This is a genomic window from Nocardiopsis sp. NPDC058789 (genome assembly GCF_042745575.1).
Classification (GTDB): Bacteria; Actinomycetota; Actinomycetes; order Streptosporangiales; family Streptosporangiaceae; genus Nocardiopsis; species Nocardiopsis eucommiae.
The window spans coordinates 21,823-48,280 of the sequence record NZ_JBHYOW010000002.1 but is presented as its reverse complement, the minus strand read 5'-3'; the positions used below and the strand labels follow the sequence as shown (position 1 = coordinate 48,280).

The 26,458-nt window shown below is 70.0% G+C and carries 20 protein-coding genes; 11 read left to right on the top strand and 9 right to left on the bottom strand.

The features are described 5' to 3' along the window. The first annotated feature begins 266 nt into the window (after positions 1–266). The 6 genes from upp to abc-f all read left to right on the top strand — a co-directional run bounded on the left by upp (position 267) and on the right by abc-f (position 5,296). Entirely contained in the window at positions 267–920 is a 654-nt protein-coding gene (upp, locus tag ACFW3L_RS02345) for a uracil phosphoribosyltransferase (RefSeq protein WP_378735467.1), read from the top strand. Between the two features lie 434 nt (positions 921–1,354). After that, positions 1,355–1,597, top strand: a complete 243-nt coding sequence (locus tag ACFW3L_RS02340) for a hypothetical protein (RefSeq protein WP_378735465.1) — start codon at positions 1,355–1,357, stop codon at positions 1,595–1,597. 387 nt (positions 1,598–1,984) lie between these two features. Next, on the top strand, positions 1,985–2,149 hold the full coding sequence (locus ACFW3L_RS02335) for a hypothetical protein (RefSeq protein WP_017545737.1): 165 nt from the start codon (positions 1,985–1,987) through the stop codon (positions 2,147–2,149). Positions 2,150–2,169: 20 nt separating this feature from the next. Further along, positions 2,170–2,679 (top strand): PH domain-containing protein, encoded by a 510-nt coding sequence (locus tag ACFW3L_RS02330; protein ID WP_378735462.1) that lies wholly within the window; start codon positions 2,170–2,172, stop codon positions 2,677–2,679. Positions 2,680–2,932: 253 nt separating this feature from the next. After that, entirely contained in the window at positions 2,933–3,169 is a 237-nt protein-coding gene (locus tag ACFW3L_RS02325; protein WP_378735460.1) for a hypothetical protein, read from the top strand. A gap of 480 nt (positions 3,170–3,649) precedes the next feature. Next, positions 3,650–5,296 carry a ribosomal protection-like ABC-F family protein gene (abc-f, locus tag ACFW3L_RS02320; protein WP_378736160.1) on the top strand — a complete coding sequence of 549 codons (1,647 nt, stop codon included), beginning with the start codon at positions 3,650–3,652 and terminating at the stop codon, positions 5,294–5,296. Positions 5,297–5,539: 243 nt separating this feature from the next. Here the strand turns inward: abc-f and dnaB are convergent, their stop codons facing one another. Next, entirely contained in the window at positions 5,540–8,137 is a 2,598-nt protein-coding gene (gene dnaB, locus ACFW3L_RS02315; protein ID WP_378735458.1) for a replicative DNA helicase, read from the bottom strand. A 347-nt stretch (positions 8,138–8,484) separates the two neighbouring features. Between dnaB and ACFW3L_RS02310 the strand changes: the two genes are divergently transcribed. Next, positions 8,485–9,834, top strand: coding sequence for an MATE family efflux transporter (locus ACFW3L_RS02310; protein ID WP_378735456.1), 1,350 nt, complete (start codon positions 8,485–8,487; stop codon positions 9,832–9,834). Between the two features lie 513 nt (positions 9,835–10,347). Here ACFW3L_RS02310 and ACFW3L_RS02305 read toward each other — a convergent pair. From ACFW3L_RS02305 to ACFW3L_RS02280, 6 genes are all read right to left on the bottom strand, one after another. Continuing rightward, a complete protein-coding gene (locus ACFW3L_RS02305; protein WP_378735454.1) occupies positions 10,348–11,181 on the bottom strand; it encodes a peptidoglycan recognition family protein in 834 nt (277 codons plus the stop codon). A 177-nt stretch (positions 11,182–11,358) separates the two neighbouring features. Further along, on the bottom strand, positions 11,359–11,805 hold the full coding sequence (rplI, locus tag ACFW3L_RS02300; protein ID WP_017579428.1) for a 50S ribosomal protein L9: 447 nt from the start codon (positions 11,803–11,805) through the stop codon (positions 11,359–11,361). Between the two features lie 27 nt (positions 11,806–11,832). After that, a complete protein-coding gene (gene rpsR, locus ACFW3L_RS02295) occupies positions 11,833–12,069 on the bottom strand; it encodes a 30S ribosomal protein S18 (RefSeq protein ID WP_013155832.1) in 237 nt (78 codons plus the stop codon). Between the two features lie 113 nt (positions 12,070–12,182). Then, entirely contained in the window at positions 12,183–12,776 is a 594-nt protein-coding gene (locus ACFW3L_RS02290; RefSeq protein ID WP_378735451.1) for a single-stranded DNA-binding protein, read from the bottom strand. Between the two features lie 132 nt (positions 12,777–12,908). After that, on the bottom strand, positions 12,909–13,199 hold the full coding sequence (rpsF, locus tag ACFW3L_RS02285) for a 30S ribosomal protein S6 (RefSeq protein ID WP_017545727.1): 291 nt from the start codon (positions 13,197–13,199) through the stop codon (positions 12,909–12,911). Positions 13,200–13,463: 264 nt separating this feature from the next. After that, the gene (locus ACFW3L_RS02280) at positions 13,464–16,319 is read right to left on the bottom strand and encodes a transglycosylase domain-containing protein (RefSeq protein ID WP_378735448.1); all 2,856 of its coding nucleotides are present in this window, start codon (positions 16,317–16,319) and stop codon (positions 13,464–13,466) included. Between the two features lie 858 nt (positions 16,320–17,177). On the opposite strand from ACFW3L_RS02280, the gene ACFW3L_RS02275 reads away from it, so the two are divergent. Beyond that, on the top strand, positions 17,178–18,248 hold the full coding sequence (locus tag ACFW3L_RS02275) for an inositol-3-phosphate synthase (RefSeq protein WP_378735446.1): 1,071 nt from the start codon (positions 17,178–17,180) through the stop codon (positions 18,246–18,248). A gap of 270 nt (positions 18,249–18,518) precedes the next feature. Here the strand turns inward: ACFW3L_RS02275 and ACFW3L_RS02270 are convergent, their stop codons facing one another. Beyond that, on the bottom strand, positions 18,519–19,061 hold the full coding sequence (locus tag ACFW3L_RS02270) for a GNAT family N-acetyltransferase (protein WP_378735444.1): 543 nt from the start codon (positions 19,059–19,061) through the stop codon (positions 18,519–18,521). Between the two features lie 173 nt (positions 19,062–19,234). On the opposite strand from ACFW3L_RS02270, the gene ACFW3L_RS02265 reads away from it, so the two are divergent. Then, on the top strand, positions 19,235–19,975 hold the full coding sequence (locus ACFW3L_RS02265) for a class I SAM-dependent methyltransferase (RefSeq protein ID WP_378735441.1): 741 nt from the start codon (positions 19,235–19,237) through the stop codon (positions 19,973–19,975). 36 nt (positions 19,976–20,011) lie between these two features. Here ACFW3L_RS02265 and ACFW3L_RS02260 read toward each other — a convergent pair whose 3' ends face one another. After that, positions 20,012–21,535 carry a CCA tRNA nucleotidyltransferase gene (locus ACFW3L_RS02260; RefSeq protein WP_378735439.1) on the bottom strand — a complete coding sequence of 508 codons (1,524 nt, stop codon included), beginning with the start codon at positions 21,533–21,535 and terminating at the stop codon, positions 20,012–20,014. A gap of 343 nt (positions 21,536–21,878) precedes the next feature. On the opposite strand from ACFW3L_RS02260, the gene ACFW3L_RS02255 reads away from it, so the two are divergent. Both ACFW3L_RS02255 and murJ read left to right on the top strand, forming a co-directional pair. Beyond that, positions 21,879–24,560 carry a DUF6049 family protein gene (locus ACFW3L_RS02255; RefSeq protein WP_378736158.1) on the top strand — a complete coding sequence of 894 codons (2,682 nt, stop codon included), beginning with the start codon at positions 21,879–21,881 and terminating at the stop codon, positions 24,558–24,560. A gap of 83 nt (positions 24,561–24,643) precedes the next feature. Continuing rightward, positions 24,644–26,449, top strand: coding sequence for a murein biosynthesis integral membrane protein MurJ (gene murJ / locus ACFW3L_RS02250; RefSeq protein ID WP_378735437.1), 1,806 nt, complete (start codon positions 24,644–24,646; stop codon positions 26,447–26,449). The last annotated feature ends 9 nt before the right edge of the window (positions 26,450–26,458 follow it).

The window sequence follows — 26,458 nt, the reverse complement described above, 5'->3', positions numbered from 1 at the left end:
CGAGTGCCATGGTAACGATCACCCTCACTGCGTCGTGGTCCCTCGTCCGCCGTGGAACGCCCTAACGCTCTCACGAGACACGGGTTCACCGCGCCCCCGTGACCGAACCCGTGCGCACCTGTTTCCCACCCGACGCCACCGGGGGAGAGCGGAAGGGGAGGCGGGGGCCGTGGGGAGCCCTGGTTCGGGTGATACGCGCGGTTAGACTCGGGCAGGCCCCTCTCCCCATCCACCGTCCCGTTATCCCAGCTCACCCGGAGAACGCTTTGGAAACCCTGGTCGTCGACCACCCCTTGGTCGCGCACAAGCTGACCACCCTGCGCGACGTGCGGACCGACTCACCGACCTTCCGGCGGCTGACGGACGAGCTGGTCACCCTGCTCGCCTACGAAGCGACCCGGGACGTCCGCGTGACAGAGGTCACCATCCAGACCCCGCTCGTGGAGGCCACCGGCACCCAGCTGACGCGCCCCACGCCGCTGGTCGTCCCGATCCTGCGCGCCGGACTCGGCATGCTCGACGGCATGACCCGTCTGCTGCCCACGGCCGAGGTCGGCTTCCTGGGCATGGCGCGCGACGAGGAGACCCTCCAGCCCGCCACCTACGCCGACCGCCTCCCCCAGGACCTGTCGGGCCGCCAGTGCTACGTGCTGGACCCGATGCTCGCCACCGGCGGAACCCTCGCCGCGGCCCTCAAACTGCTGGTGGAGCGGGGCGCCGACCACATCACCGCGATCTGTCTGCTGGTGGCGCCCGAGGGCCTGGTCGCCGTCGAGCAGAAACTGGCCGAAACCCTGCCCGACGACCACGGCGCCACGCTGCGCGTGGTGACGGCGGCAGTGGACGAGCGCCTCAACGAGGACGGCTTCATCCTCCCGGGACTGGGCGACGCGGGCGACCGTCTGTACGGCTGCTCCTGAACCAGAACCCCGCGACGCGCGGCACGAGCGCCCAACCGGATCACCGGTTGGGCGCTTTTTCGGCTCTTTTTCTGCTGGGGTGAATGAACGCCCGAAAATCGGGCATTGGTCCCATCACGCACCCTCACCCCGAGGTGTCTCCCCAGGTGGAGCTGGCTTGCCCGGAGGGCTACCGACACGGTGTTGCATTAGCCGAATTCATTTCGAGATTGGAACGTAACAGATTAGAGTGATCATGGTTCCTGACTACCCGTAACCGGGTGCACTTGCCAGGCCGAAACCACCCCACAAGGGGCTCAGCCCACTGATAACCGAACGTCGCCGCCCGTTTCCGGCGCGGCGCTCCGGCAACCCTCCAGTGGCTACTCAAAGCCCCCAGCCGTACACGCGCCGTGCTGTTCCGCCCCCGCAGCCCCGCAGCCCCAAGGAGTGAGATGCCCGAGAACACCTCCCCCTCGACCGCCCAGGCCGCCCGCGACGCGCACTTCAGCCCCGTCGTCAACCGCCTGTCGTCGGAGTTCTCCGACGTGCACCACTCCTCCACCGTCTCGCGGTGCGTGGACGCGGCCAGACACGGCGCCCAGGACGTGACCGGGCGGGCCACCCCGGACCTCGTGGAGCGGATCGCCCGGCAGCACCTCCAGGTACTCGCCCTGGCCTTCGCGGAACAGCGCTAGAGCCCACGCGGCACTCCCGTATCGGTTTCGGGCGCGCACTACTCGCCTCTTCGGCTCGCGAAGAACCTGGCTCTCCGTCACCCGCCCTCACGGACCGGTGACCCCTCCTCCGGAGCCGGGCCGAGGGCCCCGTGCCCTGTTCCCAGCACGGAGAGGAACGGCACCGCGCCCCGATTCCACCGCCCTGACCTGCGTCAGAACGGGAACTCTTTCCGGACCGTCAGTCACTCGGTTACCAACACCACCGAAACCGGACACAGCCCGCAAGGGGTGAACGTCCGACATACCGCCACGCCGAGAGTGCGCTTCAGGCTTTACGGGCAAGATGGTCGGTGCGACAATCGCTGCTGGGTTGGTGGGTCAGGTGGATTCCAAGGGGAGTCAGTCGTGGCGAAGTTGAAGAAATGGGGCGGTTACGCGCTCATCGGTTTCGTGGCGTTTTATCTGCTCACGCAACCTGAAAGCGCGGCCGGCGTGATCCAGAGCGGACTGGATCTCCTGGTGGGCGGCGCCGAGTCGATGTCCCGGTTCGTCAACACGCTGCTGTCGTAGGCGGGGACGGGTCGGGTTTCATGAAGCTCGTAGCCTCAAGCAACGCGGCTCCGGCATCGGTGAACCGCTATCTCCTGCCGCACGAGCAGGACGTCGTGACCATCCGTCGGCACCCCGCGGTCCTCATCGGACCCGTGGGGGCGGTCCTGGCGGCCCTGGTGTTCGCGGCGATCCTGAGTCAGACGATCGGCGCCAACAGCGCCGCGACCCTGGCCCTCGTGTGGTGGCTGTGGCTGCTCGTACTGGTGTGGTTCGTCTGGCGGGTCGCCGAGTGGTCCGTGGACTACTTCGTGATCACGTCGGCGCGGTTGCTGCTGACCACGGGGCTGATCACCCGGCAGGTGAACATGATGCCGCTGGGCAAGGTCACCGACATGCGGTTCGAGCGGACGCTGATCGGCCGCTTCCTGGGTTACGGCACCTTCGTGATGGAGTCCGCCGGTCAGGACCAGGCGCTCAGCAAGATCGCCTTCATCCCGTACCCGGAGCAGCTCTACCTGGAGGTCGTGGGACTGATCTTCAAGGAGTAGCCGGACGCGCCGACCACGGACGTTCACGGAGCACCCGCCCCAGCGGCGGGTGCTTCTTCGTGTCCGGGAGCGGAGTGAACCGGGCGCGCCGCGGGTACGAACCAGTTACCGCTTCGTTCACCTCCCGTTCACCTTGGAGCCCGAACCAAGGCTCGGGCCCTGCGCAGCGGACGCGCCACGAAGGAACCCAATTGACTCGAAGGTGAACATAGGGTTAACTTGGGTCATCTGATAAGGAAACGAGGAGGGCTTCATGGCACGCAGGACCGAGCACGGCCCGCACCTCTCTCACTCCGCGACCACCCCTCGGCGCACCCGGTCCACCGCGGCGAGCCGCCGACTCTCCGGCCTGGCCCCCGAACCCGCGCTGGTCCCGCGTCCGCGCACGGACCAAGAGGACACCGACACCACTTCGGAGCACCCGATCATGCACTGGGTCCTGGTCACCGACGACCGTGGCCGCACCCGGCCCGAGGCCCGCTGGCTCTAGGCCACGACGACGACAGCTCACGAAGGGCCGCCCGCACCACGCGGGCGGCCCTTCGTCATGCCCGGACCGCTCACGCTCCGGAGCCCCTTCGTCGCTATGTCGATAAATCGGCAAGACCATAAATCCAGATGTGGACGTCTCTATTTAGCCTCTCGGGCGCCCCTCCCCGGTGATCCCCGTCTCACCCGGAGGGCTTGACGGCCTCGGCAACGAGACGTATCGTCTTGCACATGAGGCTGTACATCCACCTGTGACCCGCGCCGGACGTCCACGTTCCGAGCACGCGCCCCACCGCACCGCGGTCCGGGCCCGCTCCGTCGACGTCCCCACACCGCGGTCGCGCACGGGCAGCCTCCTTTCTTCCGAGTTCCGGTCCATCAGCACACCTGTGCGCCCATGACCGAAACACCGGGCCGCCCCTGCGCTCCGTGGCCTTCCCAGGAACCACGCAGAACAGGAGGACCCATGCTCGGAACAGGCATGCGACACCGCTCCCAACTCGCCCTGAGCGAGATCACCAAACGCTACGGGGACCAGACGGTCCTCGACCGAGTCAGCCTCACCATCGCCCCTGGCGAACGCGTGGGCGTGATCGGGGACAACGGCTCCGGCAAGAGCACCCTCCTCCGTCTCCTCGCGGGCGTGGAGGACCCCGACAACGGGGAGCTCACGGCCCGCGCCCCGGGCGGCGTGGGCTACCTGCCCCAGACGCTGGAACGGGTCTCCGACGGGGTTCCGCTCGGCACCGTCGCCGACGCGGTGGACCAGGCGCTCCGGGACCTCAGGGTCCTGGAGGCGCGTGTCCACGCCGCCGAGGCGTCCCTCGGCGGCGCCACCCCCGGGGACCTGGACGCCTACGGCGACCTCCTGGCGGAGTTCGAGGCGCGCGGCGGCTACGACGCCGACACACGTGTCGACATCGGGCTGCACGGCCTGGGCCTGCCCTCACTGGACCGCGACCGGCCGCTGCGGACCCTGTCCGGCGGAGAGCGTTCACGGCTGGCGCTGGCCGCGACCCTCGCCGCCTCACCCGAACTCCTCCTGCTGGACGAGCCCACCAACGACCTCGACGACCACGCGGTCGCCTGGTTGGAGGCGCGACTCCGGAACCATCGCGGCACGGTCGTCGCGGTCACCCACGACCGGGCCTTCCTGGCCGCGGTGACCGACACGGTGCTGGAGGTGGACGCGGACACGCACCGGGTCCGGAGGTACGGCGACGGGTACGACGGGTTCCTCGCCGCCAAGGCGGCGGCGCGGGCGCGCTGGGCCCGCGAGCACGAGGACTGGAAGCGGGACCTGGCCCGGCAGCGACGCCTGGCCGACAACAACATCGCCGCGCTGCGGGCCATCCCGCGCATGATGGACAAGGCCGCCTTCGGGCACGGGGCCTTCCGGTTGCGTGGGGCGGCGCACGGGTCGATGGGCCGGATCCGCAACGCCAAGGAGAGGATGGCCAGGCTGACCGCGCATCCGGTGGCGCCGCCACCGGTCCCGCTCCGGATGACAGCCGAGTTCGTCGGCCCGGCACCGGAGGACGCCCCGGTCGCGGAGCTGGAGCGGGTCCGGGTGGACCATCGGCTGGAGGTCGGCGCGCTGTCGTTGGCCCAGGGCGAACGAGTCCTGGTCACCGGCCCGAACGGGGCGGGCAAGACCACCCTGGTCCGGGTGCTCTCCGGGGAGCTGGTCCCCGACTCCGGCCGGGTGGCGCTGCCCCGCAGTGTGGGACTCCTGCGCCAGGAGGACGCCCCGGTACCCGAGGGTCGTTCCGTGCTCCAGGCCTACGCGGCCGGGCGTCCCGGTCCTCCGGAGGAGTACCGGGACGAACTCGCCGCGCTCGGACTGTTCCGGGGCGGCGACCTCGACCAGCCGGTGGCCTCGCTGTCCGTGGGGCAGCGCCGCCGGATCGAGGTGGCGCGGCTGACCTCGGGCACCCATGACCTGCTGCTGTTGGACGAGCCGACCAACCACCTCTCCCCCGGTCTCGTGGAGGAACTGGAGGAGGCGCTGTCCCGGTACACGGGCGCCCTGCTCCTGGTGACGCACGACCGGAGAGCGCGCCAGCGGTTCACCGGGCGCCGTCTGGAGCTCCGCGAGGGGGCCGTGACCAGCGACTCCGCAGAGTAATGTCGACGTGTCTCTTTGTCGACATTACGGCTAGCCCATAAGTCGACTAATGGATTGACCGATACAACGGGGCGTGACCGAAGGGGCGCATCCAGCCACCCAAGGTCACGCCCCGTACTCACCGAGATCAGCGCGGCATGGTCCACCCGGCCCGCTCCCCCACGAAGGGCCGTCCGTCAAGGAGGCGGTGCCGCACGAACGGCGCCCACCGGAAGGATGCCGCTCGGGGCTGGCCGGATCGGCCTAGCCCGGGGCCATGTCGACGAAGCGGCTGTAGTGGCCCTGGAAGGCCACGGTCACGTCGGCGGTGGGGCCGTTACGGTGCTTGGCCACGATGATGTCGGCCTCGCCCGCGCGCGGGGACTCCTTGTCGTGCACGTCCTCGCGGTAAAGCAGGATCACCATGTCCGCGTCCTGTTCGATGGACCCGGATTCGCGCAGGTCAGAAACCTGTGGGCGCTTGTCGGTGCGCTGCTCGGGACCACGGTTCAGCTGGGACAGCGCCACCACGGGCACCTCGAGCTCCTTGGCGAGGAGCTTGAGCGAACGCGACATCTCGGAGACCTCCTGCTGGCGGCTCTCCACCCGGCCGGGTGAGCTCATCAGCTGGAGGTAGTCGACGATCACCAGCTTGAGGTCGTGCTGCTGCTTGAGGCGGCGGCACTTGGCCCGGATCTCCATCATCGACATGTTCGGGGAGTCGTCGATGAACAGCGGCGCGCTGGCCACCTCGCCCATCCGTCTGGCCAGCCGGGCCCAGTCCTCGTCGGTCATCAGACCGGACCGCATGGTGTGCAGCGGCACCCGCGCCTCGGCGGAGAGCAGACGCATAACGATCTCGTTGCGCCCCATCTCCAGGCTGAAGAAGACGGACGCCATCTCGTTCTTGATGGACGCGGCCCGCGCGAAATCCAGGGCCAGGGTCGAGTTGTGCGTGGGCACCATGGAACGCGTGGCGAGGAAGAGGTGGTCCGGGTGGTCGACCTGGACGCACCGCACGGGGACACCGTCGATCGGGCGAACGTCGGTGACGAACCTCGTTCCGACGCGGGAGTAGGCCCGCCCGGCGGACCGCTCCCGGTGCGCGGCCCGCTTGCGTTCGATACCGAAGACCTCCCGCTCGGAACCGAAGGTCACGGTGTGACAGGTCGAGCTCTCCTCCGAGCGCCCCCTGACCCGCTTGGTCGACAGACCTGTGCGGTACCCCAGACTGTGGGCCAGCTCCCGGAAATCCGCCGCCAGGCGCTCGTTGGTGACGGCGAACTGGACCGACCCAGCCGCGTTGACGGTTCCGTCGCTGTCCAGGAGCCCCGCCAGGAGTGCCCGGCGTTGAGCGAGCGACGAACGCAGGTAAGCCGCGGGAATGTGCTTGTCGCCCAGAACGCCCAGGGTCCGCAGCAGGGCCTGGACGCTCCCGTGGCCGTCCTGGCACTGACGGCAACGAACGCTGGAGAAGCAGGTCCGGCCACAGTCGGGGCAACTGGTGTGCGGAACCGGTTCCGACACGAAGCGGGCCCGCCCGCCACAGGACTGGCCGCACGTGCGCACGTGCGGCAACTTCGGGACGAAGCTGGCCCCGCAGACCACGCAGGTCTTCTCCGCGACCTCGACCTCTTCCGCCGGGAGGAAGACACCGTAGGTGCACGAAGCGTTCCCCACCGGCTTGGTCACCAGTCCGTCGGCCTCGATGTTGGTGAGGACCTCCGGATCGACGGTGGTGATCCGCGCCGAGTGGGAGGCCCCGTCCCCCAACCACATGCCCAGGAAGTAGGGCGGCAGTGGCAGCCGCCGTTCCGGCAGTTCCAAGGGTTCGGTGTTGCTCACCGAGTGGTTCAGTCTCCGGTCCGCGGTCTCCAGACGCACGGTACGGGCGATCTCCTCCGTGGTCCGCACGCCGGGCAGCACCCGGGGGGCGCCACCACTCGCCCGGGCCTCCTGCGCCGCTCGGCGCGAGGCTCGCGTGTCGGTCAGCCACTGGTGCTGGGCGTCCGCCACCACCACCGTGCCGTCGTCGAAGGTGACCTCGTAGCAGGGGCGGTCCCGCATGACGTCGGTGGCCGCCACCACCCGGGTCGGGGTCCCGTCGGCGGCGAGCAGTTCGTCACCGACACTGACCTCCCCCATGGTCGTCCACCCCTCCGGCGTGGGCAGGGGGGTGTCCAGGGCCAGGGCCTTACCGACGGCCGGGCGGGCGGCGATGATCACCATCTGGCCGGGGTGGAGGCCGTTGGTGAGGGCGTCGAAGTCGGCGAAGCCCGTGGGCACACCGGTCATGCTGCCGTCGTTGGCGCCGATCGCCTCGATCTCGTCGAGGGCGCCGGGCATGATGTCGCCGAGGACCACGTAGTCCTCGCCGGTCCGCTTCTCCGCGACCTTGTAGATCTCGGCCTGGGCGTGGTCGACGAGGTCGTCCACCTCGCCGTCGCCCGCGTAGCCGATCTGCGCGATGCGGGTGCCGACCTCGACCAGGCGGCGCAGGACCGCGCGGTCCGAGACGATCTTGGCGTAGTAGCCCGCGTTCGCCGCGGTGGGGATCGCCTCGGTGAGCGTGTGCAGGTAGGGGGCGCCGCCGACCCGGGTGGCCTCGCCGCGCTTGGTCAGCTCGGCGTTGACCGAGATGGCGTCGACCGGCTCGCCCCGGGAGAAGAGGTCCACGACGCTGTCGTAGATGATCTGGTGCGCGGGGCGGTAGAAGTCGGCGGAGCGGATGATCTCGACGACCTGGGTGATGGCGTCCTTGGACAGCAGCATGCCGCCCAGAACGCTCTGTTCGGCCTGGATGTCGTGGGGTGGGGTGCGCTCGTATCCGCCCTCTTCAGGTGGTTGCTCAGCGACACTCACGAACTTCTCCCCACACCGGCCGCGTGCGTCGGCCCGGATCGGACCGACTCTTCCAGGATGCCCCATCCGGGGTGCCGAAGACGCCGCTCGGCGCGCCTGTGGACAACCCCCTACCACCACAACCGAAGCGCCGTGGGGCATTGCGCACAGAGGTTATGCACATCACCTGTGGATAACTTTGCCGCGAGTCGCCAATGACCCACTTGAACTGGGAAAACATGATTCACAACCGGGAGGTGCAAGATGTCTCACAGGACGGCTTTCCACAGGTTATCCACAGGCTTGGCCGCTTCGGTGCCCGACGCCACAGAGGCCGTCGAACGTCTGTCCGGTACTGTGGCTTCGTCATGGCCACACTGCTCTCGGCGGCCCCCTTCCGGCACCGCCACGACCGCGAGATCTTCGCCCTCGCCGTCCCCACGTTCTTCGCGCTGATCGCCGAGCCGCTGTTCCTGCTCACCGACGCCGCGATCGTCGGCAGCCTGGGCACCCAGGCGCTGGGCGGCCTCGGGATCGCGGGCCAGGTCCTGCTGACCCTGGCCGCGGTGTGCGTCTTCCTCGCCTACGGGACCACCGCCGCGGTGGCCCGCAAGTTCGGTGCCGGGGACGTCCCCGGCGGTGTCCGCGACGGGGTGGACGGGCTCTGGCTCGCGATCCTGCTGGGGATCGCCGCGATCGGGATCGGCTGGCCCCTGGGTCCGTGGATGATCGACCTCCTGGGCGCCTCGCCCGAGGTCGCCCCCTACGCCCTCACCTACCTGCGCATCAGTCTGCTGAGCACGCCGTTCCTGCTGGTCATCATGGCCGGGACCGGGGTGCTGCGCGGGCTCCAGGACGCCCGGACCCCACTGGTGGTCGCGGTCGCCTCCTACGTGGGCAACGCGGCCCTGTGCGCGACCTTCGTGTTCGTGTTCGACTGGGGCATCGCCGGATCCGCCTGGTCGACGGTGATCGCCCAGGGCGGCGGGGCGTTCTGGTACGTGGCCGCCATCGCCCGGTCCGCCCGGCGCGAGGGGGTCTCGCTCGCGCCCTCACTGGCGGGTCTGCGCGCCTCGGCGTCGGCCGGTTTCGCCCTGTTCCTGCGCAGCGTCTCCATGCGCGTCGTGGCGCTGGTGACCACCGCCGTGGCCGCCCGGCTCGGTGACGAGTCCATCGCCGCTCACCAGGTCAGCTACAACATCTGGGCCCTGCTCGTGTTCGCGATGGACGCCATCGCCATCGCCGGGCAGTCCATTGTGGGGCGCTACCTCGGTGCCGGTGACGTGCGCGGCACCAGGCACGCCACCCGGCGAATGGTCGAGTGGGGGGTGATGTCGGGGCTCCTGTTCACCGTCGTGGTGTTCCTGGTCCTGCCCTGGGCGCACGTCCCCTTCACCTCGGACCCGAGCGTGGCCGCGCTCATCGTGGCCTCCCTCGTGGTGGTCGCCCTCATGCAGCCGCTGAGCGGGGTCACCATGGTGCTGGACGGCGTCCTCATGGGCGCCGGGGACCAGCGCTACCTGGCGTGGGCCTCCCTGTGGACGATGCTCGCCTTCCTGCCGTTCGCCCTGGTCATCCCCAGCCTGGCCACCTCGGAGACCGGCGGTCTGGTGGGCCTGTGGATCGCCTTCGCGGTGTGGATCCTCGCCCGAGCCGTCACCCTGGGCCTGCGTGCCCGGGGCGAGGCCTGGCTCGTCACCGGCGCCCACCGCCCCTGAGCCCCAAGTCCCCAAGTCCCCAAGTCGACTCCGGCCACGGACACGAGGTTCACCCCCCAGCCCAGCGACCTCGCATGCACAAGGGCGTAGTCGCACGGTCGACCCGATGTCTCAGCCACAGGCGCGCCCCCTGCACACCTCGCGTCAGGGGGTAGCCGACGGTCCCTCAGCCACAGAAGTGAGTCCCTCCTGCACACCTCCGCCACGAGGGAGTACCCCGTTCAGGCACCTCAGCCACAGAGGTGAGTCCAGCCCGTACACCCGCACCACAAGGGGGTGCCCCGTTCGAGCGCCGGAGAGGGTTCTGCAAGACGAGTCAAGCCGCCAGCGAGGAACGAGCGTCAGGCGTGGACGAGGATGAAGAATCCCTCTGCAAAGGCGCCGAACACGCACCGAAGCGAAGCGGAGGTGCAAAGGGGTACAACCGAACACGCACCGAAGCGAAGCGGAGGTGCAAAAGGGTACAGCCGCCCCTGCGAGGGAACAGGGACGGCTCGTCGCGGAACGGACTCTCTAGAAGCCCGTGTCGAGGTCTCCCACCGTGGGCCCGTGGTAGAAGGTCGCGACCCGTTCCGACTGCGGGACGGTCGGGTAGCTCGGCAGCTGCTCCAGGCTGAGCTCCTGTCCGGCGGGCCCGCTCAGCTGGCTGAGCTGTTGCCTCAGCTTGCTCCCCACGTCGCTACGGAGCTTGGGGAGCATCGAGTAGAGCTGGTCGCCGGGGCAGCTGGTGGCGTTGTAGTCGCGGTGGCCCACGATCGCCTCCTGCGGGTTCAGGCGGTAGACGAGGCACAGCCACGCGCAGGTGTCGACCAGCGAGCTCATGAGCGCACCGGGCGGTGTGGACGAGGTGTAGGTGCCCTCGTTCTCGATGCCGATGGTGTGCGAGTTGTGGTTGGCGGTGTGCGCGCCCAACACGTGCTTGCCGTCGCGGATGGCCTGGAGGGACTTGTCCCTGCCCTCCATGATGTGGCCGCCCCGGCTGATGGTCAGCTGCTGGCCGGTGTCACTCCAGCCGTTGTTGTCCATGTGGTACCGCTGGATGGACCGGGAGAGCGCGGCGGCGTGGCTGGTGGAGGTGTCGGACACGTTCGAGGTCGCGGTGTGGTGCACGACGATGTGGGTCGGCCCGTTGGCGAGCACCTGGATGGCGCTCTTGGGAGCGCGGGCCCCCCAGTCGGACCGCGTGTACACCTTGGGCGTCGTCGCCGCGGTGGCGTGGCCGGTCACCGACACACCCAGTGCTCCGCCGATCAGTACTCCCCCGGCGGTCAGGGCGGCCCCTCGCAGCATCGTCCTACGGTCCACCGCGAGAGGGTGGTCTGTCTCGGGCAGTCTTTCAACGGCCATCGGTATGCTGTCCTCTCCGTGCGGAGCGTCACTGAAAGTGACGCGACACAGAGAACACGATAGATTACAAAGAGTAATCAAAGGGGGCTTTTCGCCCCATCGGCGTGTTCAAGGGGAACAGAAGAACCCCGCCCCTCTGAGGAGGGGCGGGGTTCCGACCGGAACGGTCAGCGCGTACTAGGCGCCGACGATGTCCAGCTTGATCGTCGCGGCGACCTCGGGGTGCAGGCGGACCTGGACCTTGTGGGCACCGACGGACTTGATCGGGTTCTTGATCTCGATCCGGCGCTTGTCCAGCTCGGGACCGCCGGTGGCCTTGACGGCCTCGACGATGTCCGCGGGCGTGACCGAACCGAACAGACGACCACCCTGACCGGCGCGCTGCTTGAGGCGCACGTTCAGCGCACCGACCTGGCCGGCGACCTGCTGGGCCTCGTCCAGGGTGCGGATGTCACGCGCCTTGCGGGCACGCTGGATGAGGTCGATCTGCTTCTGACCACCGCGGGTCCACCGAATGGCGAACCCTCGGGGCAGCAGGTAGTTGCGACCGTAACCGTTCTTCACCTCGACGACGTCGCCGGGGGCTCCGAGACCGTTGACCTCGTGGGTCAAAATCAGCTTCACGACAAAGACCTCCCTCGGATATCGCCGCTAGCGAGCGGTGCTGGTGTAGGGCAGCAGGGCCACCTCGCGCGCGTTCTTGATCGCGGTCGCGACGTCGCGCTGGTGCTGCGTGCAGTTGCCGGTCACCCGACGGGCACGGATCTTGCCGCGCTCGGAGATGAACTTACGGAGAAGCGTGGTGTCCTTGTAGTCGATGTAGGACTGCTTCTCCTGGCAGAAGAGGCAAACCTTCTTCTTGGGCTTGCGCGCTGCCGGCTTAGCCATCGTGGTGCTCCTTCGCAAGAGCCCCGGGGTCCTCCCGGGGATGGGCTGGGACAATGGAAAGGTGACGCGACCCCCGGAGGGGCCGGGTCGGTGTTACGTGGGGAAGCCGCTGGTCAGAACGGGGGCTCGTCGGAGAATCCTCCGCTGTTGCCGCCGCCGAAACCACCGCCGCCGCCGTTGGTGGCCCACGGGTCGTCGGCCGGGGCGCCGCCCCGACCACCCTGCTGGCCACCGAAACCGCCGCCCTGGTTGCCGTAGCCGCCCTGGGACTGTCCGCCCTGGGGCTGGCCACCGCCGAAACCGCCGCCGCCCTGGTTGCCGCCGAAGCCGCCGCCACCCTGGCGCTGCGTCTTCGTCACCTTGGCGGTGGCGCTGCGCAGGGCCGGGCCGACCTCTTCGACGTCGATCTCGAAGACGGTCCGCTTCTCACCCTCGCGGGTCTCGAAGGACCGCTGCTTCAGGCGGCCCTGCACGATGACGCGCATGCCACGCTGAAGGCTCTCGGCCACGTTCTCCGCGTACTGACGCCAGACGGTGCAGGAGAGGAACATGGACTCTCCGTCCTTCCACTCCCCCGACGCGCGGTCGAAGGTGCGGGGCGTCGAGGCCACACGGAAGTTGGCGACCGCGGCTCCACTGGGCGTGAAGCGCAGTTCAGGGTCGTCGACGAGGTTGCCGACGAGCGTGATCTGGGTTTCGCCTGCCATGGATCGGCTCCGGTTCGAGATAGTTCGGGATCAAGCGGTTTCGCCTGCTCCCCACATCATCCGCGCCCCCAGAGACAAAACAGTCCCGGGGGCGGAACGAGCGGGGCTCAGGGAGTCAGGGCACCGGGGTGCCTAGTGAACCTCGGGACGCAGAACCTTGGTGCGGAGCACGGCCTCGGCGATGCCGAGCTGACGGTCGAGCTCCTTGACCGTCGCGGGCTTGGCGGTCAGGTCGATGACCGCGTAGATGCCCTCGGAGTTCTTGTTGATGTCGTAGGCGAGGCGACGCTTGCCCCAGATCTCCGTCTTCTCGACCGAGCCGCCGTCGTTGCGGACGACGCCCAGGAAGTTCTCCAGCGACGGGGCGACGGTGCGCTCGTCGAGGTTGGGGTCGAGGATGACCATGATTTCGTAACGACGCATGAGCGTACGTTCCTCCTCTGGACTGTCGCGGCCATGGAATCTCCATGGCAGGAGGGCAGGAGCCCGGCGTTCCGCCGCCCGGTCCCACCGGGGGCATCGCTCAGGCTCTGAGCCATACGGGAACCAAGGCTACCAGCAGCGGAGTACCACCGGTGCTGGGCTCCGGACCGCGACGAGCCCCGCTCCCCCACACGGCGGAGGGCCGGTGCCGAAGGGTCTCCCCTCCGCGCACCGGCCCTCCGCCGTGCCGTGACCGTCAGCCGGTCAGTCTCTCGGCCTGATCAGGCTGTTGTTGCTGTTGGCCTGGTTGCTCTGGTCGCTGCCGGGCGGCGGGACGCCCGGGTTGGGCTCCTCATCGTCTTCACAGTCCGGCAGGGGCCACGACCCGCACTCGTCCGGGTCGGGGCTCTCTTCGTTGTTGCAGTCCGGATCCATCCAGTGACAGTCCTCGGGAGACTCCTCGACGTCGCACCCGGGCTCGCCGGGCACGCACTCCTCCTCGCTCGGAGTCTCGCTGGGCTCGTCGCTGGGCTCGTCGGTCTCCTCCGGCGTCTCGCTCGGAGTGGGGGTCGGCAGGAACCGCTGGTCCTCGCCCACCCACTGCGGGGCCGGGAACTGCTGGTGCTCCTGGCCCTCCATGGCGACCTCCATGAAGGCCTTCCAGACCTTCGCGGAGGTGGTGCCGCCGAAGACGTCACCGATCTCCGGACCGAAGTCCAGCGGATCGCCCTGGGCGCGGCTCAGCCCCACCGAGGCCGACAGCTGCGGGGTGTAGCCCACGAACCAGGCCGAGACCGCGTCGGAGGAGGTACCGGTCTTACCGGCCACCGGGCGCCCGTCGGAGAGGGCCGCCTCCTTCGCGCCGCCCTCCAGGACCGCCTGCTGCATGGCGTAAGTGGCGTCCGCGGCGACCGCCTGGGAGATGACCTCCGTGCCGCTCTCCAGCTCCGCTTCGTCGTCCGGGTCGATCACCTCGCCGTCCGCGGTGGTCACCTGGGTGACCATGTGCGCCGGGAAGTGGCGGCCCTCGGCGGCGAAGGTCGCGTAGCCGCTGGCCATGTCGAGCGCGTTCACCTGGTGGGTGCCGAGCGCGACCAGCGGACCCACCTGGGAGGTGGTCTGCCGGTCGGGGTGGACGCCCATCTCGACCGCGAGCTCGTCCACGCGGCCCGGGTCGACCTTGATCGCCAGGTCCACGTAGCTGGTGTTCACCGAGTCGGCGGTGGACTGGATCAGGTCCACCTCGCCGTAGTCGACTTCACCGGAGTTGATCACGGGGCTGGCCAGACCGGGAAACTCCAACCCGCTGTCGCCGTTGAACTGGCTGCGCAGACCGATGTCGTCCGCGAGCGCGCGCGCCAGCACGTAGGGCTTGTAGGCCGATCCCGCCTGGGTCTGGTGCACCAGGGAGTTGTTGATCACCGTGGACACGTCCGGTCCGCCGTTGAAGGCGACGATCTCACCGGTGCTGGGGTCGACCGCGGTCAGCCCGTGCATGGTGTCGTCGGCCGCGCTCTCCGGCAGGACGTCGAAGGCCTCCTCCGCGGCGGTCATCAGATCCGGGTCGAGGGAGGTCTGGATGACCAGCCCCTTGGTGGCGATGTCCGCGCCGGTGATGTTCCGCTCCGAGTACCGCCGCTCGACCTCGTTGATCACGGCCTGACGGATGTACCCCTGCCGGGGATCGTCCAGGTCGGCCTCGGGCTCGTAGGGGATGATCGAGTCCGGTACCTCGAGCTGCTGGGCCTCGGCCTCGGGCAGGCCGCGCTCGCCGCCGGTGTTCTCGTACATGGCGGCCAGCTGGCGCTGGACGTACGGCCAGCGCTCCTTGTCCAGGTAGTTCGCGGTCCAGGAGTCCGGCTCGGGGTTCTCGAAGTTGCTGGGCATCTGGATGATGATGCCCAGGTACGCGCCCTCGGCCCGGTCCAGCTCGCTCACGCTCTTGCCGAAGTACTTCTGGGCGGCCATCTCGATGCCGGAGGCGCCGCGGCCGAAGTAGATCGTGTTGAGGTAGGTCGTGAGGATCTCGTCCGGGGGAACCTTCTGGCCCAGCTTGATCGAGATGAAGATCTCGCGGATCTTGCGGGTCAGCGGCGGGTCGCCGTCGAGGTCGCTGTAGTAGTTGCGGGCCATCTGCTGGGTGATGGTCGAACCACCGCCCGCGTCGCCTCCGGAGAGGATGGCGCGGCCGATCCCCTTGATGTTGATGCCCGGGTCCTCGTAGAAGGTGGCCTGCTCGGCGGCGAGCACGCCGTCGACGACCTCCTCCGGGATGTCCTCGCGCTGGATGGCCACGCGCTGGACCTCGCCGGTGGTGAGCGCGACCTCACCCTTCTCCGCGTCGCCCGTCGCGGCCCACAGGATCTGGGTGGCCGAGGCGTCCTTCTCCGCGTTCTTCTCCAGCTCCTCCGGATCGGGAGCCATCGCGTAGAGCACCGCGAAGGCGGCCACCCCGGCGATGATCATCAGACCGCAGAAGGCGAGCGCGGGTTTCCAGGCCTTGGACAGGAAGCGCTTGAACCAGGGGCGGTCGTCCGGTTCGTCCTCGCGGGGGCGACGGCGGCCTCCGCCGCCGCCTCGTCCGCCGCGTCCGCCCGAGGCGGCGGCGGCGCGGGCGCCGCGCCCTCCGGAGCGGCGTCCCTCGGATCGGGACCCGTGTTCACGGTCGCGGGGGTCGCGGGGGCCCTCGGAGCGGCGGCGTCCGCCGGCCCGGGGGTCGTCGGGGCGACGACGGGGGCGGTCGCCGTCCTCGGGTCGTCGGGAGCGCGGGTCGTCGGGGCGCCTGCGCGGGCGCTCTCCGTCGCCCTCGGGGCGGCGTCGGCGTTCGCCGTCGGGGCGGCGGGGCCGCTCTCCTTCAGCGCGGCGGCGGCCGCCCTCGGGGCGGGGGCGCCCCTCGGAGCGGGCCTCGTCCCCGGGGGGGCGGGCTCTGCGGGAGCGCGGAGCGGGCCTGTCGTCTCCCCGAAGGCCGTCCTCGGAGTCAGGTCGGCGCCGTCCGCCCGCACGTTCTTCCCGGGGAGGGCCACCGGCCCTGCGCCTTCCGCCGTCACCGCGCGGACCGTCGTCCGGGCCGTCGGCCCGGCGACGGCCGCCGTCGGCATTCCGTCGTCGTTCGGTACTCACGTGGTCCTCGATTGCCTCTCACGGCCGCTCGGCCTGACGATTCCTTGGTGGAAACGGGGGTCGGTCCCCCTGGGGGATCGGTGATTCACGACCTGTACTCGTGGAGCGGCACGCTCGGGTGTGGTTCGACCCGGTTCCGCCGCTTTCGCCTGTGGTTCAAGGCTTGATAAAGAGACGCCCACCCGGGGGTGAAGGTTTTCAACAGGTCGCGAAGACGTTGGCCGCTACTTCCTCCTGATCGTTGGCCTGCGGGAGCGCTTCCCCGGTCGCGTCGGTGCTCTGGGCCGACGTCAACGTCGCCGCGGCATGGCTTCGTTCGGGGGTCTGGACCGGCTTCGCACGCAAATCAAAGGTCACGTTAGAGCGATCGAACGATATAGCACAACCCACGCGCGAGGGTATCGCTCGCTTTGGAAGACCTCGTCACCGTCTGCCGGGAACCGCCGGTCCTGGCAGTTCAGCGACGCGGAGCCGAAAGGGGCGCAGCGTGTGACTGCGGTCACCCGTGCGGCGCGGTCCGGTGTCGTCCCCGTTCGGGGTGTTCGTGTGGGATCACGCACGGGATCGAACGGGACCGCCCCGCACCGTGGTCACCAGTGGTCACTCCGGTGTCTTCGTGACCGTTGACCGCCTGCGTCCCCACCACCGGTCGTGGATAGAGTCAGATCAGAACAAACCAGCCAGACATGGACAGTTCTCCCTGATTCGACGGCCATGAGGGGGAACAGAACCGCCGTGCGCGCTGCTGATCACATACGGAATACGACGCAGGATGACGAGCCCCGGACCGCCGTCGGAGCGGGCCCGTCGCCGTGCGCTGTGGAATCCATGTTCGCGGAGAAGAAGGAGCAAGGACCAATGGGTTCGGTACGTGTAGCCGTCGTGGGTGTCGGCAACTGTGCGGCGTCGCTCGTCCAGGGTGTGCACTACTACAAGGACGCCGACCCGGAGTCGCGGGTCCCCGGCCTGATGCATGTCCAGTTCGGCCCGTACCACGTGAGCGACATCGAGTTCGTCGCCGCCTTCGACGTGGACGCGAAGAAGGTCGGGCACGACCTGGCGGACGCCATCACCGCGAGCGAGAACAACACCGTCAAGATCTGTGACGTCCCGCCGACCGGCGTGACCGTCATGCGCGGCCCGACCTACGACGGTCTGGGCAAGTACTACCGCGAGATGATCCAGGAGTCCCCCGAGGACGCCGTGGACGTGGTCGCCGCCCTGAAGGCCGCCAAGGCCGACGTCCTCGTCTCCTACCTCCCGGTGGGCTCCGACGAGGCCGACAAGTTCTACGCGCAGTGCGCCATCGACGCGGGCGTGGCCTTCGTCAACGCGCTCCCGGTGTTCATCGCCTCCGACCCGGAGTGGGCCGAGAAGTTCACCAAGGCCGGTGTGCCGATCATCGGTGACGACATCAAGTCGCAGATCGGCGCCACCATCACCCACCGGGTGCTGTCCAAGCTGTTCGAGGACCGGGGCGTGATCGTCGACCGCACGTACCAGCTGAACTTCGGCGGCAACATGGACTTCAAGAACATGTTGGAGCGCGAGCGCCTGGAGTCGAAGAAGATCTCCAAGACGCAGTCGGTCACCTCGCAGATCCCGCACGAGCTCAACGCCGGTGCGGTGCACATCGGTCCGTCGGACCACGTGCCGTGGCTGGACGACCGCAAGTGGGCCTACATCCGCCTCGAGGGCCGTGCCTTCGGTGACGTCCCGCTGAACCTGGAGTACAAGCTGGAGGTCTGGGACTCCCCCAACTCCGCCGGGATCATCATCGACGCGGTCCGCGCCGCGAAGATCGCCAAGGACCGCGGCATCGGCGGCCCGATCCTGGAGCCGTCCTCCTACTTCATGAAGTCGCCGCCGGAGCAGTACAGCGACGCCGAGGCGCACGACAAGGTCGAGAGCTTCATCGCGGGCGAGTAGCCGCTCCCCTGCCCGGGGCCCGTGGGCCCCGGGCACGCCCCCCACAAGGACACGTCCCTCTTCGGGCCGTGTCCTTCCTCATGGGCCCGTGCGTGTCCCGGCGGGGCCCCGGGGCGCGGGGACCCGGGGGACGTCGTCCGTTCCCCTGGAGGACGCCGGTCACGAGCCCCCCGGGCTGGGTCGACGTGTCGACTCGTGGACGTGCCGACTCGTCGACGAGTCGACCCCAGCGCCCCTGGCCCCTGGGCCCTGGGCCCTGGGCCCTGGCCCCTAGCCTCCGACACCCTCGGCCACCGGCTGCTCCTCGGTGGTCTCCCGATAGAGGCGCAGACCCCGGGCCCGGTAGTTGTCGAGGGCGTGGTCCCCGTCCAGCGAGCAGGTGTGCAGCCACACCCGGCGCGTGGCCTCGCGGTCCGGCCGGCGGGCCCCCAGGTCCCACGCCCGGCGCAGCGCCTCGGTGAGCATGTGCCCGCCCAGGCCCCGTCCGAGGAACCCGGGAAGGAGGCCGAAGTAGACCACCTCGACCTCCCCTCCGGGCTGGGACTCCAGCTCCGCGTAACCCGCGGGCGTGCCCCGGTCGTACAGGACCCAGGTCTCCACGTTCGGGTCCGCCACCCGCGCACGCCACTCGTCGGTGCTCCAACGGGCGCGGTCGATCCACTGGTAGTCGCCGCCGACCGTCGTGTAGAGGAACCGCGAGAGCTCGGGGCTGGGCACCTCCGCGCGGACGAGGGTCACCGCGCCCTCCGGCTCGCGGCCGGGCCGCAGCTCGGCGGGGTCGGTCGTCTCCAGGTACCAGGTGGTGATCGTCATCGCGCCATCCTCGCACCGGCGGATCGGCTTCCCGGGTGCGGGTCCTTCCGGGAGACGGTGCCGTCAGGCCCCCTGACCACGAGTCGACATGTCACCCTCTCTACGAGTAGTCAAAGCGACACTTAATGTAGTCTCCCCCGCAGGCATTCGCGCACGAGCAGGAGATGGTGGCCATGAGCGGCGGTTTCGGAACCGGCGGTGCTTCGCACGGGTCCAGGGGCGGGTCCGGGAGTGACAGAGGGGTGGCCAAACGCGTCGGGGCCGTCACCCGCCAGCTGCCCGTCCGCGGCGACCGCCTCCTCGACGTCTGCTGCGGTGACGGCTCCCACACCGTCGCGCTCGCCCCGGGGTACGTGCGCGTCGACGCGATCGACACCGACCCCGCGCTGCTCGACGCGATCAACGGGCGCATCGCCGGAACCGAACTGGAGGACCGGATCGGGGTGCACAAGATGACCCCCGACTCCCTGGCCTTCGACACGAACACCTTCGACCGGGTCACCGCGTTCGACGTGGTCGAGCACCTGGACGACCTGGACGGCGCCCTGGCGGAGATCCACCGCGTGCTGCGGCCCGGCGGCGCGTTCTCCCTGACCACGTCCAACCGCTGGTTCCCCTTCGAGACGCACGGGGTCCTCTGGGGGGTACGGCGGCGCCCCGCCGTCACCGCCCCGTTCCTGCCCTGGGTGCGGCCCCTGCACACACGGATGTCGGACACGCGGTCCTTCAGCAGCCAGGAGCTGGGACGCCTGCTGCGCGGCCACGGGCTGCGCGTGCGCGCGATCGACTACCTCATGCCGTCCCTCGACCGCCGTCCGCCGGCCCTGCCGAGCGTGTCGGGCGCCCTGGAGGGCACGCCGCTGCGGGTGTTCGGCGCGGGCATGGCGGTCACCGCGGTGAAGCCGGGGCTCTGAGCGGCGCCTGACCGCCCCTCCCGGCGCCCGCGCGGTCTATCCGTCCTGACGGCCGTCCTGCTCCAGGTGGTCCGCCGCCCAGGAGCGCAGCTCCGCGACGACCTTCTCCTTCTCCATGGGGCCGTTCTCCAGGCGCAGCTCCAGGAGGTACCGGTAGGCCTTGCCCACCAGCGGACCGGGCTTCACACCCAGGATCTCCTGGATCTCGTTGCCGTCCAGGTCGGGCCGGATGCGGTCCAGCTCCTCCTGCTCGGCCAGCTCGGAGATGCGACGCTCGATGTCGTCGTAGGAACGCGCGAGCGCGGCGGCCTTGCGCCGGTTGCGGGTGGTGCAGTCGGCCCTGGTCAGGATGTGCAGGCGCTCCAGCTGGTCACCGGCGTCCCTGGCGTAGCGGCGCACCGCCGAGTCCGTCCACTCGCCCCGGCCGTAGCCGTGGAACCGCAGGTGCAACGCGACCAGCGTGCTCACCTGGGAGATCACGTCCTTGGGGAAGCGCAGAGCGGACAGCCGCTTGCGGCTCATGGACGCGCCCACCACCTCGTGGTGGTGGAAGGTGACCCTGTTGCCGCCCTCGAAGGCACGGGTCCGGGGCTTGCCGACGTCGTGCATCAGGGCGGCCAGGCGCAGCACGAGGTCGGGTTCGTGACCGCGTCGGCGCTCCAGGTCCATGGCCTGGTCCAGGACGGTGAGCGAGTGCTCGTAGACGTCCTTGTGCCGGTGGTGCTCGTCGATCTCGAGCCGCATCCTCGGAATCTCGGGCATCACGTGCTCGGCGATGCCGAGGTCCACCATGAGCTCGATCCCCCGGCGCGGGTCCGGGCTGAGCATGAGCTTGGTGAGCTCGTCGCGGACGCGCTCGGCCGAGACGATGGCGAGCCGGTCCGCCATGTTCCGAGCGGCCTCGGCCACCTCGGGTGCCAGGGAGAAGCCGAGCTGCGCCGCGAAGCGGACCGCGCGCATGATGCGCAGCGGGTCGTCGCTGAAGGAGTCCTCCGGGCGGCCCGGGGTCCGCAGCACCTTGGCCCTGAGGTCCGCGAGACCGCCGAAGGGGTCCACGAACTCCCGGCTGGGCAGGTGCACCGCCATCGCGTTGACCGTGAAGTCGCGGCGGAGCAGGTCGTCGTGGATGTTCGTGCCGTAGGCCACCTCGGGCTTGCGGGACTTGGGCGAGTAGGCCTCGCTGCGGTAGGTGGTGATCTCCAGCTGGAGCCCGCGCTTGCGCAGGCCGACGGTGCCGAACTCGATGCCGACGGTCCACACGGAGTCCGCCCAGCCGTCGATGAGTTCGAGGACGCGCTGCGGCACGGCGTCGGTGGTGAGGTCCACGTCGTTGGAGTCGCGGCCGAGGAGCGCGTCGCGGACCGGACCGCCGACGATGGCGAGCTGCTGCCCCTGGGCGTCGAAACGGTCGCCCAGTTCGTCGGCCACGGGTTGGATCGCGTCGACCAACGCGGCGACCGCCGCTCGCTGCGCACCACTGAGTTCACCCGCGGGCGGGTTCACCCCCGTGGACGGGTTCCGGGCGGCGTCGTTCTCACGCGAAGGCTCTGTGTTCGGCACACCACGCAGGTTAGGCGGCCACACGGGGTGACCGCGAATCAGTCCGATATCGCTGAGGGCCTGTGGCGGCCCTGGTGTCGGACCCCGGTCAATGAAAGGGTGGGCCGACCACGACCCCGAACAACGGTCCGCGTCAGAACCGGGATTCGAGGAACGCGGTATCTTCGGGTGAAGTGGTGGCATGTCACGGTCAGTCCGAGGCCACCAGCCCCGCTTGGGCCGAGCGCGCCGCGCGGGCACCCCGACCGACCCCGCCCCACCTTCCGTATCCCTGGCGGGACGGACACCTGGACCCGAATCAGGAAACCAAGCGTTGCGTCGAACTGCTTCCGCGGCCGCGGTCATGGCCATGACCGCCGCTCTGCTTCCGATACCGGCCACCCTCTCGCCCGCGTCGGCCGAGCCCGACGACGAGGGGGCGGCCGCTCCGCTCGTCGTGGACCGGATCACCCCGGACGCCCTGGACGAGGACAGCACCCTGCGGGTGTCGGGCGAGGTGACCAACACCACCGGGGAGACCGTCGAGGACGTCACCGTCCGCGTGCGCTACTCCCGGCACCCCTTCACCTCCCGCGACGAGCTGGACGACTTCGCCACCGGCGAGGACTGGCAGCCGAGCGCCTCGGGGCCGGACAAGGAGTTCAAGGGGAAGCTGGAGCCGGACGGCACCCTGGAGTACTCGCTGAGCACCCCCGCCGAGGATCTGGGCCTGGGCTCCTACGGGGTGTACCCCATGGTCGTCGAGGCGGTCGACGGTGACGGCGACCCCCTCGGCGCGCAGTACACCTTCCTTCCCTACACCGCCGACGACGACGTCCCCACCCTGGACCTGGCCTGGGTCTGGCCGCTGATGGACGCCCCCCAGCGCGCCGACGACGACACCTTCCTCAGCGACGAGCTGCACGGGTCGGTCGGCGCCGACGGGCGCCTCGGACGGCTCCTGGAATCCGGTGCGCAGGTCCCCCTGTCCTTCGAGGCCGGGGACGAGGACCTCGTCGAGGAACTGGGGCTGGAGAAGGACCAGGGCGTCGAGGAGAGCCCCGAGCCGACCGACGAGAGCTCACCGACCGCCGGGGAGGAGGTCACCGCGGAGGAGAGCGCCGACTCGGTCTCCCCCGAGGCGTCCGACGAGGGCACCGACGAGGAGGCGGACCCCTCCGCCTCTCCCGAGGAGGACGGCGGGAACGACGAGGACGACGGCGGTGAGGAGAGGCCGACGCGCACCGAGGGCATCCCGGTGACCTGGTCCGTCGACCCCGGAACGCTCGACGACGTCCTCCGCATGGCCGCGGCCGAGCACCAGGTCCTGGAGGGCCCCCTGGACGACCCGGCCGAGGAACCGGGCCGTCAGGGGCGCCCCGCGGACGTGGCCGCCCAGGTGTGGCTGCGCGAGGCCCGCGAGGTCCTGGCCGCCGACACCGTCGTGGCCTCCCCCTACGCCGACGCCGACCTGGTCGCGCTGCTCCTCAACGACATGAACGGTGACGCCGAGGCCTCGCTGCGGCTCGGCCAGGAGGCCGTGGCGCGCGCGCTCGCCCTGGAGGCGGACGACCGGTTCGCGGTCCCGGCCGAGGGGCTGATGGACGAGCGCGTCCAGGAGCTGTACACCGAGCACGGCGCCGACCGCTTCCTGCTGTCCGAGGAGGCGCTTCCCCCCGCCTCCTGGATCTCCACGACCCCCAGCGCGCAGGCCCCCCTGCCTGTGAGCGGGGACGAGGAAGCTGACGAGGAGCCCTACGCGCTGGTGACGGACTCCGGTCTGACCGACGTGCTGTCGATGCCCTCGTGGGAGCCGGGCGAGTCCGCCCTGGCCCTCCAGCGCTTCGCGGCGGAGACCGCGATGATCGCCGGGGAGAGCGGCGAGGGCGACCGGGTGGTCGTCGCCGCCCCCGAGCCCGGCTGGGACCCCAGCCCCGAGTTCGCGTCGGGGGTGCTGGAGGCCACGGACGGCCTGCCCTGGCTCTCCCCCGAGCGCCTGGACCGGGTCGAGCTCCCCGACTCCAAGGACCGGGAGGAGACCCGTCAGGAGCTGGACTACCCGGACCAGGCGTACGGCGACGGGCTCAGCTCCACCTACCTCGGCCAGATCGAGGACGTCAGCCGGGACGTGCGGTTGTTCAACAGCATCCTGGTCGGTGACAGCGACCCGTTCCGGCCCGCGCTGGTGCGCCTGGAGTCGGTCCACTGGCGGGACCGCGAGGCCCTCGCCGGAGCCACCCGCACCCTGGTGGTCAAGTCGGTGCAGAGCCGCCGGGAGGACGTGCGCGTCATCCCGGGTGAGCCGGTCACGCTGGCCAGCCGCACCGGGACCACCGGCGTGCTCGTGGCCAACGACCTCGAGGACGAGGCCGTCTACGTGTACCTGTCGCTCTATTCGGAGAACTCCGAGCGTCTGAGCATCGGCGAGTACACGCACCACTTCGAGATCGCCCCGGGGGCCAAGACCACGGTCTACGTCCCGTTGTCGGCCCGGATCAACGGCAGCACGAACGTGCACGTCAGCCTCCAGAACGCCGACGGTGAGCCGATCAGCTCGCAGGACACGCTGATCCAGGTGAACGCCACGGGTCTGGGCACGCAGGCCCTGCTGATCAGCGGGATCGGCCTGTTGATCCTGGTCGCGGCGCTGGCCCCGCGCGCGCTGCGCAAGTGGGCCCGCAAGCAGGCGGCCAGGGCGAAGGCGGCCGAGGCCGGAGACGGGACGGCGGACGGCGAGCGGTCCGCCGACGGCTCCGAGACCGACGCCGGTTCCGAGACCGACGCGGCCGGGACGGACTCCGATCCCGACGTTCGCGCGCCCGAGACCGACGCACCCGACGCCGACACGTCCCAGGCCGACGCCGGTTCCGAGACCGACGCACCCGAGGGTGACGGGACGCCGGAGGGCCCCACCCCGAACGCCCCCGCCGCCGGGCGGCCCTCCGACGCGACGCCCGGCGACGGGGACCGAACGGCGGACGGCGACACCACGGACGACTCCCCCACGACCAAGGACGACCCGGACGGCAGCGGCTCCGGAAAGTGACCGCCACACCCTGATCCGCAGCGCCGTCCCCACGGCGTCGCGGCCCGAACCCTCCCCGCAGACGAAAGGAACCCTGATCCACGGTGGTCACCGACTCCCCGAACGGCGACGAGCAGTCCCCCCGTCACACGCCCAAACACACCGGGCCTCCCCACGAGGGCCCCATGCCCGGTGACAGCGCCGTCCGCCCCACCGGCGGCCCGACCCCCTCCTACGAGGAGGGCGAGCTCCCCGAGCCCGAGGCACCCGCCCCGCCGGAGGGCTCCGACTCCGGCGGCATGATGCGGTCCAGCATGATCATGGCCGTCGGCACCATGGCCTCCCGCATCACCGGCTTCGCCCGCACCATCGTGCTGGCCGCCGCCATCGGCACCCACCTGCTCGGTGACGCCTACCACACGGCGCACACGATCCCCTTCATCCTGAACGACCTGCTCATCGGCGGCCTGATGGCCTCCGTGGTCATCCCGTTCCTGGTCAAGCGGCGCAAGCGCGACGCCGACGGTGGCAAGGCCACCGAGGACCGCCTGTTCACCTCCATGGTGCTGGCGCTGCTGCTGGTGACCACGGTCGCGATCCTGGCCGCCGAGGCCCTGATCTGGCTGTACGGCTCCCGCTTCACCCCCCTGCAGTTCGAGGCGTCGGTCTACCTGGCCCGCTTCCTGCTCTCGCAGATCTTCTTCGTGGGCCTGAGCGGCCTGTTGAGCGCCATGCTCAACACGCGCGGCAAGTTCGGCGCGGCGGTCTGGGCCCCGGTGCTCAACAACGTCGTCATCATGGGCGTCGCCGCGATGTTCCTGATCGTGGCCGGTCCGGGCCGCACCCCCGAGACCGTCTCCACCGGCGAGCTCACCCTGCTGGGCGCGGGCACCGCCGCCGGCATGGCGCTCCAGGCCCTGGTCCTGTTCGTCGCCCTGACGCGGACCGGCTACCGCTGGCGCCCCCGCCTGGACCTGCGCGGCTCCGGTCTCGGTGAGGCGCTGCGCACCGCCGGGTGGATGATGCTCTACACCCTCCTGACCCAGGCGGGCCTGTGGATCACCACCAACATCGCCAACGCCGCCAACGTGGCCAGCATCGAGCAGGGCCTGGACGTCGGTGCCGGTATCAGCGCCTACAACCTGGCGTACCAGCTCTTCCAGCTCCCGTACGCGATCATCGCGGTCTCGCTGATCACCGTCCTGCTCCCCCGCATGAGCGCGCACGCGGACGACCGCGACTGGGCCTCCGTCCGCTCCGACTTCTCCCGTACGCTGCGGGTCTCCGCGTTCGTGCTCGTCCCGATCGCCTTCGCCGTCGCGATGTTCGCGGAACCGCTGTCGATCCTGGCGTTCGCCCGGGGCTCGGTGTCGGTCGCGGACGCGGCCGCCATCGGCCAGATCCTCGCCGTGATGTCGCTCGGCCTGCTGCCGTTCACCGTGTTCCAGCTCATGCTGCGCGTGTTCTTCGCCATGGGCGACACCCGTACCCCGGCCCTGATCGGCCTGGCCAACCTCGCCGTTCACAGCGGTCTGGCCCTCGTCGCCTACCTGCTCCTGCCGCCGAACCTGGTCGTCGTCGGCGTCGCCTCGGGCTTCATGCTCTCGTTCCTGTCGGGCCTGACCATCGCGGGTCAGATCCTCAGTCGCCGGATCGGGGGACTTGACGGAAAGCACGTGATGGGCACATTGTTGCGGCTGCACCTGGCCGTCGTACCCAGCATCGCGGCGGGCTTCGGTGTGCTCTGGTTCTTCGAGACGCGGGTCGGACCCGGTCTGGCCACCAACGTCGGCGCCCCCCTCGTCGGCTGTGCCGTCGGCGCCCTGCTGTTCCTGCTCTCCGCCCGACTGCTGCGCGTCCCCGAGCTGAGCTCCGCCGTGGAACTCATCCGCGGCCGCCTGCGTCGATAGATGCCGTGA

Coding starts and splice junctions, on each gene's coding strand:
- abc-f (WP_378736160.1), top strand. CDS start 3,650: ATGCGACACCGCTCCCAACTCGCCCTGAGCGAGATCACCAAACGCTAC.
- rpsF (WP_017545727.1), bottom strand. CDS start 13,199: ATGCGTCGTTACGAAATCATGGTCATCCTCGACCCCAACCTCGACGAG.
- ACFW3L_RS02340 (WP_378735465.1), top strand. CDS start 1,355: ATGCCCGAGAACACCTCCCCCTCGACCGCCCAGGCCGCCCGCGACGCG.
- ACFW3L_RS02265 (WP_378735441.1), top strand. CDS start 19,235: ATGAGCGGCGGTTTCGGAACCGGCGGTGCTTCGCACGGGTCCAGGGGC.
- ACFW3L_RS02325 (WP_378735460.1), top strand. CDS start 2,933: ATGGCACGCAGGACCGAGCACGGCCCGCACCTCTCTCACTCCGCGACC.
- ACFW3L_RS02330 (WP_378735462.1), top strand. CDS start 2,170: ATGAAGCTCGTAGCCTCAAGCAACGCGGCTCCGGCATCGGTGAACCGC.
- ACFW3L_RS02290 (WP_378735451.1), bottom strand. CDS start 12,776: ATGGCAGGCGAAACCCAGATCACGCTCGTCGGCAACCTCGTCGACGAC.
- ACFW3L_RS02270 (WP_378735444.1), bottom strand. CDS start 19,061: ATGACGATCACCACCTGGTACCTGGAGACGACCGACCCCGCCGAGCTG.
- ACFW3L_RS02275 (WP_378735446.1), top strand. CDS start 17,178: ATGGGTTCGGTACGTGTAGCCGTCGTGGGTGTCGGCAACTGTGCGGCG.
- ACFW3L_RS02255 (WP_378736158.1), top strand. CDS start 21,879: ATGGCCATGACCGCCGCTCTGCTTCCGATACCGGCCACCCTCTCGCCC.
- rpsR (WP_013155832.1), bottom strand. CDS start 12,069: ATGGCTAAGCCGGCAGCGCGCAAGCCCAAGAAGAAGGTTTGCCTCTTC.
- ACFW3L_RS02310 (WP_378735456.1), top strand. CDS start 8,485: ATGGCCACACTGCTCTCGGCGGCCCCCTTCCGGCACCGCCACGACCGC.
- ACFW3L_RS02305 (WP_378735454.1), bottom strand. CDS start 11,181: ATGGCCGTTGAAAGACTGCCCGAGACAGACCACCCTCTCGCGGTGGAC.